18 protein-coding genes are annotated in these 12,521 nt (G+C 64.6%); 4 read left to right on the top strand and 14 right to left on the bottom strand.

What is annotated here, in order from left to right; translation table 11 throughout:
* The coding region (locus H8A95_RS10860) for a hypothetical protein (RefSeq protein WP_420839368.1) at positions 1-343 on the top strand (343 nt) is incomplete at its 5' end.
* 29 nt (positions 344-372) lie between these two features.
* Here the strand turns inward: H8A95_RS10860 and H8A95_RS10855 are convergent.
* Positions 373-1,530, bottom strand: a complete 1,158-nt coding sequence (locus tag H8A95_RS10855) for a DUF2652 domain-containing protein (RefSeq protein WP_229183164.1) — start codon at positions 1,528-1,530, stop codon at positions 373-375.
* Positions 1,531-1,602: 72 nt separating this feature from the next.
* Here H8A95_RS10855 and H8A95_RS10850 point away from each other — a divergent pair, with 72 nt between their 5' ends.
* The gene (locus tag H8A95_RS10850; protein WP_229183163.1) at positions 1,603-2,004 is read left to right on the top strand and encodes a hypothetical protein; all 402 of its coding nucleotides are present in this window, start codon (positions 1,603-1,605) and stop codon (positions 2,002-2,004) included.
* Between the two features lie 44 nt (positions 2,005-2,048).
* On the opposite strand, the gene H8A95_RS10845 is transcribed toward H8A95_RS10850, so the two are convergent.
* Both H8A95_RS10845 and H8A95_RS10840 read right to left on the bottom strand, forming a co-directional pair.
* Positions 2,049-2,897 (bottom strand): alpha/beta fold hydrolase, encoded by an 849-nt coding sequence (locus H8A95_RS10845; RefSeq protein WP_229183162.1) that lies wholly within the window; start codon positions 2,895-2,897, stop codon positions 2,049-2,051.
* Positions 2,894-3,262, bottom strand: a complete 369-nt coding sequence (locus H8A95_RS10840) for a hypothetical protein (RefSeq protein ID WP_229183161.1) — start codon at positions 3,260-3,262, stop codon at positions 2,894-2,896. The genes H8A95_RS10845 and H8A95_RS10840 overlap by 4 nt, the downstream gene beginning before the upstream one ends.
* A 507-nt stretch (positions 3,263-3,769) precedes the next feature.
* On the opposite strand from H8A95_RS10840, the gene H8A95_RS10835 reads away from it, so the two are divergent.
* Complete coding sequence (locus H8A95_RS10835) at positions 3,770-4,021, top strand: hypothetical protein (RefSeq protein ID WP_229183160.1); 252 nt, start codon at positions 3,770-3,772, stop codon at positions 4,019-4,021.
* A gap of 62 nt (positions 4,022-4,083) precedes the next feature.
* Here the strand turns inward: H8A95_RS10835 and H8A95_RS10830 are convergent, their stop codons facing one another.
* From H8A95_RS10830 to H8A95_RS10815, 4 genes are all read right to left on the bottom strand, one after another.
* Entirely contained in the window at positions 4,084-4,407 is a 324-nt protein-coding gene (locus H8A95_RS10830) for a DUF6719 family protein (RefSeq protein ID WP_229183159.1), read from the bottom strand.
* Positions 4,408-4,528: 121 nt separating this feature from the next.
* Complete coding sequence (locus H8A95_RS10825) at positions 4,529-5,248, bottom strand: outer membrane protein (RefSeq protein ID WP_229183158.1); 720 nt, start codon at positions 5,246-5,248, stop codon at positions 4,529-4,531.
* 307 nt (positions 5,249-5,555) lie between these two features.
* The gene (locus H8A95_RS10820) at positions 5,556-5,996 is read right to left on the bottom strand and encodes a hypothetical protein (protein ID WP_229183157.1); all 441 of its coding nucleotides are present in this window, start codon (positions 5,994-5,996) and stop codon (positions 5,556-5,558) included.
* Positions 5,997-6,193: 197 nt separating this feature from the next.
* A complete protein-coding gene (locus H8A95_RS10815) occupies positions 6,194-6,541 on the bottom strand; it encodes a His-rich protein BRANT (RefSeq protein ID WP_229183156.1) in 348 nt (115 codons plus the stop codon).
* 283 nt (positions 6,542-6,824) lie between these two features.
* Between H8A95_RS10815 and H8A95_RS10810 the strand changes: the two genes are divergently transcribed.
* Complete coding sequence (locus H8A95_RS10810; RefSeq protein ID WP_229183155.1) at positions 6,825-7,376, top strand: tetratricopeptide repeat protein; 552 nt, start codon at positions 6,825-6,827, stop codon at positions 7,374-7,376.
* Positions 7,377-7,523: 147 nt separating this feature from the next.
* On the opposite strand, the gene H8A95_RS10805 is transcribed toward H8A95_RS10810, so the two are convergent.
* From H8A95_RS10805 to H8A95_RS10775, 7 genes are all read right to left on the bottom strand, one after another.
* Positions 7,524-7,802: a hypothetical protein gene (locus H8A95_RS10805; RefSeq protein WP_229183154.1), complete on the bottom strand. Its 279-nt coding sequence runs from the start codon at positions 7,800-7,802 to the stop codon at positions 7,524-7,526.
* A 197-nt stretch (positions 7,803-7,999) separates the two neighbouring features.
* Positions 8,000-8,302 (bottom strand): copper-binding protein, encoded by a 303-nt coding sequence (locus tag H8A95_RS10800; protein WP_163160784.1) that lies wholly within the window; start codon positions 8,300-8,302, stop codon positions 8,000-8,002.
* A 29-nt stretch (positions 8,303-8,331) separates the two neighbouring features.
* Complete coding sequence (locus H8A95_RS10795; RefSeq protein WP_229183153.1) at positions 8,332-8,793, bottom strand: cupredoxin domain-containing protein; 462 nt, start codon at positions 8,791-8,793, stop codon at positions 8,332-8,334.
* A gap of 56 nt (positions 8,794-8,849) precedes the next feature.
* Positions 8,850-10,202, bottom strand: a complete 1,353-nt coding sequence (locus tag H8A95_RS10790; protein WP_229183152.1) for a multicopper oxidase family protein — start codon at positions 10,200-10,202, stop codon at positions 8,850-8,852.
* A gap of 13 nt (positions 10,203-10,215) precedes the next feature.
* Positions 10,216-11,637, bottom strand: a complete 1,422-nt coding sequence (locus tag H8A95_RS10785) for a TolC family protein (RefSeq protein WP_229183151.1) — start codon at positions 11,635-11,637, stop codon at positions 10,216-10,218.
* 9 nt (positions 11,638-11,646) lie between these two features.
* Positions 11,647-11,958 (bottom strand): hypothetical protein, encoded by a 312-nt coding sequence (locus tag H8A95_RS10780; RefSeq protein WP_229183150.1) that lies wholly within the window; start codon positions 11,956-11,958, stop codon positions 11,647-11,649.
* Positions 11,959-12,034: 76 nt separating this feature from the next.
* Positions 12,035-12,460 carry a hypothetical protein gene (locus H8A95_RS10775; RefSeq protein WP_229183149.1) on the bottom strand — a complete coding sequence of 142 codons (426 nt, stop codon included), beginning with the start codon at positions 12,458-12,460 and terminating at the stop codon, positions 12,035-12,037.
* Positions 12,461-12,521: the final 61 nt, after the last annotated feature.

The raw sequence follows: 12,521 nt of genomic DNA, 5'->3' as shown, positions 1-12,521 counted from the left end.
GGAGGCAAAGGCCGCCCTGGAGATCCAGCCGGCGGCCGAGGCCCCAAGGGCGGTCATGCCGCCGCCGCTTCCGGTGCCGACCGTGCTCGAGGGTCTGCCCCCCGCACCTGCGCCTTTGACGGTAACGGTCGTCGAAGTCCCGCCGCCCCCGGCACAGCCGCCGCAATTCGCAAAACTCGACATCAGCGGCGACTTCGGATCCGAGGTGCGGGAGCGCGTGGCCAATTTCCGCGCCCAGCAGCAGCGCTTCCTCAGGGAGCGCGAGGAATATTGCACCACGACCATGGCCAAGGTCCGCGCCGCGATCCGCGACAACAGCGAGCTGCCGCGCTCCGGCAAGTGACCGGCGCCCGTTCTCCGGACCCTCGAGCTTCAGCCCCGCGCGCCTGATTTGACCGGCTCGGTCAGGAAGCGTCCGCTCGACTGTCCCATCGCCGGCTCTTCCATCGCGTCAACGCGCGGCTGCCTGCCTTCCACCATCGATCGCAGACCGGCCATCGCCTGGGTCATGCGTTCGGCAAATTTGGCCGCGGCGCCATCGAGGAACGCCCTGTCCTTCGGCTTCGGCTTGGCGATCCGCAGCTCGAAACGGGACGTTCCGTCCGGGCCGTCCAGAACGGCCCGGGTCATGATGATGCGCGGCGCGCCGGGCACCGGCAGCGTGATGCCGACCGTGAAGTAATCGACCGGACGCCAGTCGAGCGTCTCCTCGACGTTGGTATGGTTGCCGTGCGCGCAATGATTTTTGGTGCCGACCCCGCGGCGCCCCTTGCCAGACTCCTCGACGATGTCGTCGGCGTCCCACCATTTCCGCCATTGCCCGGGCACGGTGATGAACTCCCACACCGTCTGCCGCGGCGCGGCGATGTCGAACTCCAGGATCGCGTAGGCGTCGTCGCGCGTCACTTCCATCCGCGTTTGCGCATCGTCCTGCTGCCACGCCGCTTCGAGATCGCGCGCCCACAGCGTCACGTCGCCGATGATGTCGATGGTCTCCTGATGCGGGATGAGACCCTGCGCCACCGGATCGACGCCCATGGCGCGGATCGCCGCATCGCTGTAGAGCGCGTAGGCGCGCCCGCCGAGCTTCTCTCCGACGCTGTTCTTGAGCAGCCGGTGCACCAGGATGACGTCGCGCCCGGCCAGCTCCTCCCTGCCGCCCATCTTCTGCTTCACCATCTCGCCGTGATGGATCACGAACTTGAAATCGAGATCGCCCATCGCGACGCAGGCCTTGCACTCGCAGGTCGAGGCCTGGCGGATGTCGCGCAGGCGCCGGCGGAATTTGAAATAGGCGCCCTCGATCGCATCCTGCAGCAACGAGCCGTCGATCGTCCCGGTCGAGTAGACGAATGCGGCATCGCCCTCGAACTTGGCGAGGCGAAATGGCGGGCGCAGGCCTTTCACCACCACATCCATGAAATCGGCGATGATATCCTGCGCGTGGTCGAGCTCGACCGCCGCCAGGAAGTTGGTGTAGCCGGAGATGTCGGCAATGGCGAAATATGCCGCTTCAGCCTTCGGAAGCATCGAGACCTCCAGCGCAACCGGTTCACGCCGCATAAGTGGATACGCAGTCATACCACACAGAGGGGAGTTAACATGAAATTCGTTGCTGCCGCCGCATTGGCACTTGTTGGCTGGCTTGTCGGCTTCAATTCCGCAAGCGCGCAGGAAGCCGCCGCGAAGACGACGCCGACGACCAAAATTCTCGCCATCGGCACCATCAATCCCGGTTTTGAACAAGCGCAGGTGCGCGCCGTTCTACCGGAGGAAGTTCGCGAAACCGTCGATCTCTACCTCGCCGGCAAGATCGAGCAGTGGTACTCGCTCGAGGGAAAGCCGGGCGTGGCCTTCATCATCAACGTCACCGATCCGGCGGTCGCTCACGAGATGCTGGAAAAGCTGCCGTTGGGCAAAGCCCATATGATGAGCTTCGAACTGATCCCGATTGGCCCGCTCAACCCGCTTCGATTCTTGCAGGGCATGCAGCCGAAGCCTTGAGAGATATCCGGCGGCATGCTTGAGCGTCTCATGCGCGGGCGCTGCTAGCGGCTGCCGATCGTCTGCAGCACCGGCAGCAGATGCCTTGCGAACTCGCCGGGGTTCTCGCTCATCGGAAAATGACCGAGACCTTTCATGATGGTGGCCTTGGCTCCGGCGATGCTGTTCGCCACCGCGAGCGTCTCCTCCGGCGTGCAGGAATAATCGTACTCGCCGGACAGCAGGAACAGCGGGCAGCGTTTGGTGTCGATCTCGGCGACGCGGGCGCGGATATCGCCGTCGATCTTGTAGAAATAGAGGTCGCCCTTGAACACGCCGGGCCCGCCTTGCATGTAGTGCCAGAGCGTTTCCCATCTCTCCTTGTCGGGCGCATCGGGCCCGACGAGGCCCGAGACGATGGCGGCTGCGACCTCGCCGCCATGCACGTCCGGCCGGTGCAGGAAATTCAGGTCGTAATAGGGATCGACATGCGCGCCGGCCTGCAGGCCGATGATGGCGCGGAAGCGCTCGGGGTGCTCGAGCGCAAGATGCAGCGCGATCCGGCCGCCGATCGAGCAGCCGATCACGATCGGCTTGTCGAGGTCGAGCGCGTCGACCACGGCCAGGATCATCGCGGTGTATTGCGCCGAGGTGAGCTGGTACTCCTCGTCGTGCCAGCCTTGCGGCGGCGACGACTTGCCGTGCCAGGGCATGTCGAAGGCAATGACGCGATGGTTGCGGGTGATGCGCTCATCGTTCATCAGGCCGCGATATTGCCGCCCGTCGGCGCCCGCGGTGTGCAGGCAGAGCAGCGGCGTGCCCTCGCCCGCCTCCTCGACATAGACGCGATGCGGACGGCCCGACAGTTCGAGATGCATGTAACGGCCGATGATCGGCTCGAACCTGGCGCTCATGCGGCCGCTCCCTCGCGACGCAGCTTGCCGAGCGCCTCCTTGAAGTAACGCAGGTTCGCCATAAAGATTTGCAGCTCGCCCTCAGCCTTCAGCACGCGGCGCTTGATCAGCGCCATCAGGTCGTTGGAGCCCGGCGGCGGCCGCCGTTCACAGAACTTGTCCCACTCCTCATCCGAGGTGCGCAGCGCGAACGACGACGACGGCATCACGAACGGGCCCTTGGTCACCGCGACGATCCGGCCCTCATGGATCGCAATCAGCCAGGAAGCCTTGCCGATCTCGAGCAGGAATGTCGTTGTGAGATAGCGGCCGCGCCGCACCAGGCCGGCGTCGCAATTGACCCGTTCCTTCAGCATCTCGATCATATCGGCTCCGCCCGGTAGCAGCCCGTCCGCCGGCGCAGCGGGCATTTGTTCTACCGGCAATGATGGAAGGAATGCGGGTGCCGTCAATCGGTGCCGGCGTCGCGCGGCCACGGCGTTTTCGCGCGGGCCGCCACATACAGATTTTGGCTGGAGCCGGGAGATCTAAAGCCAGGACCAGACCAGCGCCACGTTGGCGGCGCAGGCCGCGAGCAGCACAACCGCAAGCGCGAGCTGCACGCGTTCGTAGGGGGGCTGGTGGATCGCTCTCATAGGCCGGAGCATCCGGCGATTCTACCCGGAGAGTCCCGGGGATTCTTTTTTCCGGGATTTACCACCCGTTAAAGACTCAGGCCCCTCCGCTAAAGGGCCGAAATGACTCATATTTTCAGATGCTTGCTCCGGATGCTTGCCTGGAGCTTGCTCACGGTTCCGTGATTGGAACGGCGAATTCGCAGGAAACCCGGAACCGGTGCCGGCGTTGTCGTCGGTTGTTTGGGGAAACGACGAATGCCGTACGCACTGTTCTATCAAGACGCCAAGCTCAGCAAGGCGTATCCGACCGAGGCCGATGTCTGGAAGCTCGCCAGGAAATCCGGGCTGGTGGTGGATACCATCTCGGAAGAGGAAAACTCCTCGCCCCGTCCGGTGCTGGACAATGATTATGAGATCCGCGCCTGCCAGCTCGAACCCAACGAGGACCCGGTCAAGAACAAGGCCGATGCCGATCGGGAGGCGCGCCTTGAGCCGCGGTTGAATTAGCGACGCTGGTCCGGCCCGGCCCGCGTGGCGGGCCGGGTGCCGATAATACGATCACCCCTTGCCTACGGCGTCGCCGTCGCCAGCGAGGCCTGTTCGGCGGCGAGCGAAACGCAAATCTTCCGCCGATGCAGACCCCGGATCGACCCCGTCACCTTGAGCACCTTGCCGGCAGAGCAGGACGCGTCCTGCACCAGCACGACTTCATACGGCGCGAGAACCAAGGGTTCGGATTTGAGGATCGTCTGGGCAACGCACGGCACAGCGACCGCAGAGAGGATCAGCCCTAACGCAAAGCTACGCATGTTTGTTTGTCCACCAGCCCCGGCGTTCCCATAATAACGCATCACGATGAAAGTTCCGTGCGATGCAGGAATTATTTTTTGCATTGCACGATCAGGCGTGAATGCCGGCTGAACAAGCAAACGTCAGGCCAACAAAAACATCAGGCCAACGAAAAAGGCCGACCCGAAGGCCGGCCTTTCGATGTCGCCGTTATAGCGATCTGGATCAGTAGCGGGAGCCGACCGGACCGCCCCAGCCGAAGCGGTAGTTGACCCCGAGCTTGACGGTATGCTCGTCGTTCCGGAAGCTCGTGCCGACAAGGTCGGCGGGGCCGCTGGTGAAGTTGGTCTTGCCGAAATTGTAGTACTGGTACTCGGCCTTGGCCGACCAATTCGGGGCGAACATGTATTCCAGGCCCGCGCCGACCGTGTAGCCGTCCTTGTGGCCACCATCGGTGGTGAATGCCGCCGGCACGCCGCCGACCGTCGCCGTGATGTTGTTGTTGTCGCGCCAGGCATAGCCGCCCTTGGCGTAGAGCAGCGCCGGACCCCAGGTGTAGCCAAGGCGGCCGGTCACCGAACCGAGCTGGTCGGTGTTGCCGTTGACCAGCGTTCCGCCGGGGAGCAGCACGCCATTGCTCGAGGAGCTCGGCAGCCAGGAGTACTGCGCCTCGACACCCGTCACCCAGTTGGGAGCGAACTGATAGTCGAAGCCACCCTGCACGCCACCCATGAAGCGCGCATCGCTGCCCATCAGGTTGTTGCCGTCGGTGAACGCGCCGCCGACATGGCCGCCGATATAGAAACCGGTCCAGTTGTAGACGAGCGCCGGTGCAGTATAGGGCGGCGGTGCCTTGGTATAGGTCCGCGCCGGGATGTCAGCCGCAAACGCCGGGCCCGCAATAAAGGCGGCCAGCGCGGCTGTGCCGAGCAAAAACTTCTTCATCTCTGATCCCCGTTACGAACGCTGCGCTGTTAAACCAAACAACGTGACGCCAATTAGGTTGCTTTGGGGCAGTGCCGGACCCGTGATGTTTCTGAGCTGTGACGGGGTCGCAACAACGCCCGTTTGTTCCCTGGCACAGAAGGTTTTTTCACCGGTTAAGCAGCCGCATTTCGGCTGGATGTATGTCGCAAACGGCAAAGTTGAAGTTCAATGCTCCGCGAAAAGTGATCGGATTTCGCTAAGGATTCGATCAGGCTGCCAGTCAGGCCCGCTGGACAAGCCGCCGCGCCCTTTTCCGGATCATGCCTTAACGCGACATCTTCTCCAGATCCGGAAATGCCGCGTAGGACGCACCGGCGCAGGACTCGGCGGCGTTGTCGAGGATGCGGTCGAGCCGGCCGTCGACGAACATGACGCCCCGCTCCCGGGCCGGGCGGTAGTTGCCGTCGGTTTCCTTCGCGCTGTAGCGCAGGCACACCACGTAGCGCAGCCGGCCGCCGACCGTGCGCTGCACCGGCTCGGCGATCCCGGCCTCGCGGACCCCAACCGGGTTGTTCAGATAGGTCCGCATGAAGGCAAGGATCTGGTCGCGGTACCTGTCCGGGAACGGCTGGTTGGCGACGCCGCGATCATCGGTGAAGGTGGTCGGCCCGCCGCCGTCATCGCTGGTGAGGCAGCCGGCGAGCGGGATCGAGAGCAGCGCGATCGCCGCCAGTTTTGATGAAGTCCGCAAAGTCAGCTGTTTCATGTTGCCCCGGCCGCGTCTCATAGACCGACAGGCCGCGAAAGGGAATTCGCAACTCGGTTATTCCCGCGGGTCACAACTGAAGCCCGGACGCACTCCGGCCCGCCGCCATTGGGGAAGCAATGGACGGGCGGGCCGGTTCTGCATCCAAGGAACGCAGCGGGGCAATGTGGATCGAAACTGAGCCCCTCGGATCAGGTTCAGCCGCGCTTGGCCGGCACGACGTGCTTGGTCGCGATCTTCGCCGACACGTGCTTGGAGGCGTGCTTGGTCGCATGCTTCGGCGACTTCACCTTCAGCATGCCCATGTGCTTGTGGTGGCGATGATGGCGATAGTGCTCGTGGTGCATCTTGGCGTTGGCGTTGCGCACCTTCGAGGGCAGCTGCTCGCTCTTGATCACGGGGGCAGCCTTGGTCGCCGGAGCAGTCGTCGCCGGGGCGGTCGTGGTTGCCGGCGCGGGGGTTGCGGTCTTGCCGGTTTCGGCGGCGAGCGCGGGCGCTGCGATCACGGACATGGCGAGCAGCGCGGCGGAAATGGTCTTCAGCATGGTGGTCCTCCTCTGGGATCGAGAGGTCTCCGGCCGGATGGTCGGCCTCACCGATCAATGCACGCGACCTTAGGGGCCGCGCACTGAACCCGTTCTGAAGGGCGCTGACGGAATTCATTCATGTGAATGACATCTTGGTCATGTTGCCCGCCGCGCCGATCGATCGCGGGATCACGCAATCGTGGGACCGGGCGGGAATGTTCGGCAGCCCCGGGTGTTCAAGTCATCAGGCTTCGGTGTAGGATTACCGAGCACGATCAGGAACGATCAGGAGCAATCAGGAATGAGCAAGACGACGAAGTTTTTGGGCCTCGCAGTGCTCTCGATGACGCTCGCCGCCGGGCCGGTCATCTCGGCCTACGCCGCAGGCAGCGACAATCCCTCGCCGCCGGCTTCCGACAGCGGCAGCAGCAAGGGCAAGAAGGCGGCCAAGAAGGACAAGAGCTCCGCGATCGACGATCAGAAGTTCCTGGCCGGCTATCACGCCGCCTATGCCACGATCTACGACAAGCACGACTACACCGCCGCGATCGAGCAGCTGAAGGCGCTCGGCCAGGACGACCGTGCCGACGTCGCCAACCTGATCGGCTACTCCTATCGCAAGCTCGGCGACTACAAGGTCTCGCAGATCTGGTACGAGCGTGCGCTGAAGGCCGACCCGGCCCATGTGCGCACCTGGCAGTATTACGGCCTCTGGCAGGTCGAACAGGGCAACCGCGATCAGGCGCAATACCACCTGAACCGCATCGCGCAGCTCGCCGGCACCAGCAGCGACGAATATCGCTCGCTCGCCGCGGCGCTGGAGAAGCCCCCGGGCACCGGCCTGGTTTACTGAGCAAAGCGAACCGTTCAAAACATCAAGCCGGCGCAGTCATCATGACGCGCCGGCTTTTTGCTGCTGCCGCGTCGCATGACGATATCAAGACTGACGCCGACCAAGCCGGCTCAGGACCTGCGGCATCCCCAGGATCGCGGGGCGGGCTTACGGGTAGTGCTCGAGGCGCCGGTCGGGCTTTTGCGTACGGTTGGCGCCGACCGTGTTGCCGGCCGCAGCTTCCCCCGGCTTCGCCCGGCGGACGGTCTTCTCGATCGGCGGTCCGCTGTCGCCGGTCTTCTTGCTGTTGTTCAGCGCCTGGCCGGTGGTGATCAGATTGGCGGCCTGCCCGCCCCCCGTCGAACCGGCCGACGGACCGGAGCTCTGCGCCAACACGGTTCCGGACAGCACCAATGCTGCCATCAGTATTGCCGCGTTGACTGTCATGGAGGGGGCCTTCTGCACACGAATGATGCACAGCAACGCGCCGCTGCCACAGACGTTCCTCCGGCTCCATCATTTAAGGTAAATACGTGGCGAACTCCCGGGCCCTGCCCCGGCCTGCGGCAGGAACACACAGGCGGATTGCCGGGGCTGCCGGCCGCTTTCAACCGACAGCCCATCGTGCCCGGAATGGCGATCCCTTATTTCGCCTTCTGGATCGCCGTGACGGTGTAGCCGCCGTCGCCCTCCTGAGCCTCGAACCTGACCTTGTCGCCGACCTTCACCTGCTTCAGCAACGCGGGATCCTTGACCCGGTAGACCATCGTCATCGGCTCCTCCATGCCAAGGCTCTTGGCCGGACCATGCTTGAGCGTGATCTTGCCCGCGCCCTCGTCGATCTTCTTGACCTCGCCGTTGATATCAGCGGCCTGCGCGAGCGCTGCACCCAGGCTCAGAGCCAGTGTGAGCAGGCCGGCGCCTGCGAGGTGGATCATCCTGTTCATCGTTATCGTCCTTCTTCTTGTTGCTGGTTTCATTTCACGATGACGCGGCCGGTCATCCCGTAGTCGCGGTGATCGGGGATCAGGCACGAATATTCGAACGTGCCGGTCTTGGTGAATTTCCAGACGATCTCCGCGGTCTTCTTCGGCGCGAGCCGGACGCCGTTCGGATCGTCATGCTCCATATGCGGATGCTTCTTCATGACTTCGGCGTGCTTCAGATTCTCCTCGGTGGTCGCGAGCAGGAATTCATGATCCTCGGTGCCGGCATTCTTGATCACGAAGCGGATCTGTTCGCCGCGCTTGACCTCAATGCGGAACGGCGTGAACTCCATCTCCTTCATCTCGACCTCGACCGTGCGCGACGGCTTGCTCGGATCTCCGGGCTCGCCGGCCGAATAGGATTGGTGATCGTGTTTTTCGTGGCCGCGCGACGGCACTGCTGCGATCGACAGCGCAATCAGCGCGACGCCGATGCTGGTGAGGTGTTTCATTGGATTCTCCATTCTGTGATTGATGCGTGCTTGTCCTGGGATGGCGCGTTGATCCGCTACATCTTCATTCCCTTCATCGATGGCTTGGTCTTTCGCTCGGGAGCCGGCGGCTGACGCGCGGGCTCGGTCGCCGGCGCGTCGACCTCGTAGGCAACCGTGCCCGGCGGATAGTTGTAGGGACCGGGATCGGCGTAATCGTCGCGGCCGAGCCCCTCGCGAATCTTCATCACCGTGAACATGCCGCCCATCTCGATCGGGCCGAATTGTCCGGTACCCGTCATCATCGGCAGCGTGTTGTCGGGCGCGGGCATCTCCATGTTGCCCATTGCCATCCCGGTCGATCCCATCACCATGGCGTCGGGCGCGAGCTTGCCGACGGCCTTCGCCAGATCCTTTCGCGACACGCCGATGAAATTGCGCACGTCATGTCCCATCGCGTTCATGGTGTGGTGCGACTTGTGGCAGTGGAACGCCCAGTCGCCCGGATTGTCGGCGAGCATGTCGAAGGCCCTGACGGCGCCGACCGGCACGTCGGTCGTGGTCTCCGGATATTGCGCACTCTCCGGCACCCAGCCGCCGTCGGTGCAGGTCACCGCGAAATTGTGCCCGTGCACGTGGATCGGATGGTTGGTCATGGTCAGATTGCCGATCCGCACGCGGATCCTGTCGCCGAGCCGGACCGGCATCGGATCGATGCCGGGATAGACACGGCTGTTCCAGGTCCACATGTTGAAGTCGGTCATCTCGTTGACCTTCGGCAAGTAGGTGCCGGGGTCGATCAGGTAGCTGCTCATGATGAAGACGAAGTCGCGATCCACCGGACGGAATGCCGGATCGCGCGGGTGCACGATGAACATGCCCATCATGCCCATCGCCATCTGCACCATCTCGTCGGAATGCGGGTGGTACATGAAGGTCCCGCTGTGCTTCATCTCGAACTCGTAGACGAAGGTCTTGCCCGGCTTGATGTGTGGCTGGTTGAGCCCGCCGACGCCATCCATGCCTGCCGGCACGATCATGCCGTGCCAGTGCACCGTGGTATGTTCAGGCAATTTGTTGGTGACGAAGATGCGGACCTTGTCGCCCTCGACCGCCTCGATGGTCGGCCCCGGCGCCTGGCCGTTGTAGCCCCAGAGATTGGCCTTCATGCCGTCGGCGAATTCGCGCACCACGGGCTCGGCGACGAGATGGAATTCCTTCCAGTCGCCGTTCATCCGCCATGGCAGCGACCAGCCGTTGAGCGTGACGACGGGCCGGTAATCGGGCCCGCTGGTCGGATGCAGCGGCGGCTGCATCACCGCTTTGTCCATGGTCGGCGCCTCCGGAACGGCGGCGGCCTGCACCCGGCCGCTGACCGCGCTTGCCGTCACCAGCGCGGCGCTGCCCAGAAATCCTCGACGTGAAAACATTGGCCGTCTCCGTTCAGTGATCGCCGGCCGCGGGCTGTGCGGCCGAGGCGATGGAAGATGGTGTCGATGGCCCGCCCGCCGGGCCGCCGCCATTGATCGCGGTCTGCAAGTCGGATTGCGCCAGCCAGAAGTCGCGCTTGGCGTCGATCGCCGCGCGCAGCGAAGCGAGCCGCTGCCGCGCTTCGGTCAGCAGCGCGAATACGTCGACCTGCATGCTGGAGAAGCGCAGCTGCATCTCCTCGGTGATGATCTGCCGCAGTGGCAGCACCTCGCGCTGGTAGTGGCTGGCGATGTCCCAGGTCGAGCGGTAGACGCGGTAAGCATCGCGCGCCTCGGAGCGGACGTTGATCGCCTTTTCGGTCAGGCGGTTCATCGCCTGCCGGTAGGTCTCGGCCGCCTGACGTACCCGCACCTCGCCGCCGTCGAAGATCGGGATCTGGAACTGGACGTCGAAGCCGCGCTCCCTGAACGGCGGTCCTTCGGGATCCTGCGTCCGCCTGCCGATGCCGGCGACGTCGAGCAAGGTGACGAAGCGCGTCGCCTCGGTGAGATCGAGCGCCTTGGCGAGCGCTATGATCTCCATCCGTGCGATCTGCAGATCGACGCGATGACCGACCGCGGCGACCTCGATCGACGGCGCGTCCTGCGGCCGCTTCGGCAGCACTGGCAGCTTGCCCGGGATCCGGAAGCCGAGATCGCCGTCCCACAATCCGAGCAGTCGTGCCAGCCGCTCGCGCGAGCTCGCCGCATTCTGCCGCGCGCTGGCGAGATCGGCGGTGATCTCGGCGTAGAACACCTGCTCGCGGGCCTGGTCGAGCTTGTTCATCGCTCCGGTCTCGCCGAGCTTCCTGGCGAGCTGCGCGGTCGACTCGGCGGTCGCCTTCGCGTCCGTCAGCAGCGCGACCGTCTCGTTCGCGGCCACCGCCGCGACATGGCTGCGCCGCACCTCGGCAGCGAGCCGCAAGGTGGCGAGCGCGGCCTTGAGCTGCGCCTGGCGGAAGCGCTCGCGCGCGATCTCGGAGCGGACCGGCAGTGTCGCCAGCGCGAGGATGTCGCCGACCACCTGCCGCTCGACCTCGCTGGCGCCGTTTCCGGTGATGCGGGAGACCGAGAAGGTCGGGTTCGGCGGCAGGCTGTCGGCGACCAGATCCGTCTCCGCCAGCGCCAGCTCGTTATAGGCGGCCTGCAAGCCCTTGTCGTTCAGCAGCGCGACCTGCACGGCGGCATCCGCCGTCAGGTTGCGGGCGAGCAGCCGCTTCACTGCGGCGTCGGCGGTCGCGGCCTCGTCCGCGGTGCGAACGAAGGCAACGTCCTTGCCGATCGCCTTTCCGGTCACCTCGGAGACGACGCCCATGCCGGTGTCGGGCGAGAACGAAGCGCATCCCGCGAGCGCGGATGTCAGCAGCAGGATCGGCGCAATGGCCAGATGTCGCATGGCGCCCTCCTACCGGTCCGGTTTGGTTGGCGGCGTCACGCCGTCATTGCGCTCGCGCCAGGGCAGCGGCGTCGACGGACGCAGGCTCTCATAGGGCGCGATCGTCGAGCGATAGCCGACGCCGGCCGTGCGCGCCGACGGATTTGCAGGATCGCCTGCGACGGCGACCGGCCTTGCATCGGAGATGCAGCCGGCGAGCGGCGCGGTCGCGAGGATGGCAGCGGCCATCCGCGACAGGAATGTGGGGAGCGCGCGCCGGCCAAGCCTGTTGCCAAGCCTGTTGGCAACGGCGGCGAGCCTCGCCCCGAGATGCGAAAACATGGATCTATCCCGATCATCAATGAGTCACAGGCATGCGCACGCGAGCGCGCGGCGCAGCCACGATGTCAGCTGAGGATCAGGCGATGGGGGGACGATAGTGCCGCGCAGGCGCCTCGCTGCGCAGGTTCTGAATGACCTCGGCGAGACGGGTCGCAAGCGGATGCGTGGGGCCGGCGACGAACGGCAGATCGACTGGCAGCGCCGACACGCACATCAAGGCGCAGCACGGCCCGGGCGCACTCTTGCCGTCATGGCCGTGCTTTGCGGGTTGTGCACCATCGTCCGCGTGATGCATGTGCACGCCGCTATGATCGTTGGTGCCATGATCGTGCGCAGCATGCTCGGCATGCATCATCGGCATTGAGCCATCGTGCATATGCATCGCGACGGCCGGCTGGACCTCGTCGGTCAGGCATGGAAACGGTGCCCCGAATGCGAGCGCAAAGGACGGCGCGAGCACGCAAAACAGATAGGCCAGGATGATGGAACATCCCGCCCGCACCCGCCCTCGCCTGTTCAGTCGCACCAACACCCGCCCGATCACTCCCCACTCATCTCTGCTG

Source organism: Bradyrhizobium oropedii, assembly GCF_020889685.1.
Lineage (GTDB): Bacteria > Pseudomonadota > Alphaproteobacteria > Rhizobiales > Xanthobacteraceae > Bradyrhizobium > Bradyrhizobium oropedii.
The sequence above is the reverse complement of the archived record's forward strand: the minus strand, read 5'-3'. Positions and strand labels throughout refer to the sequence as shown.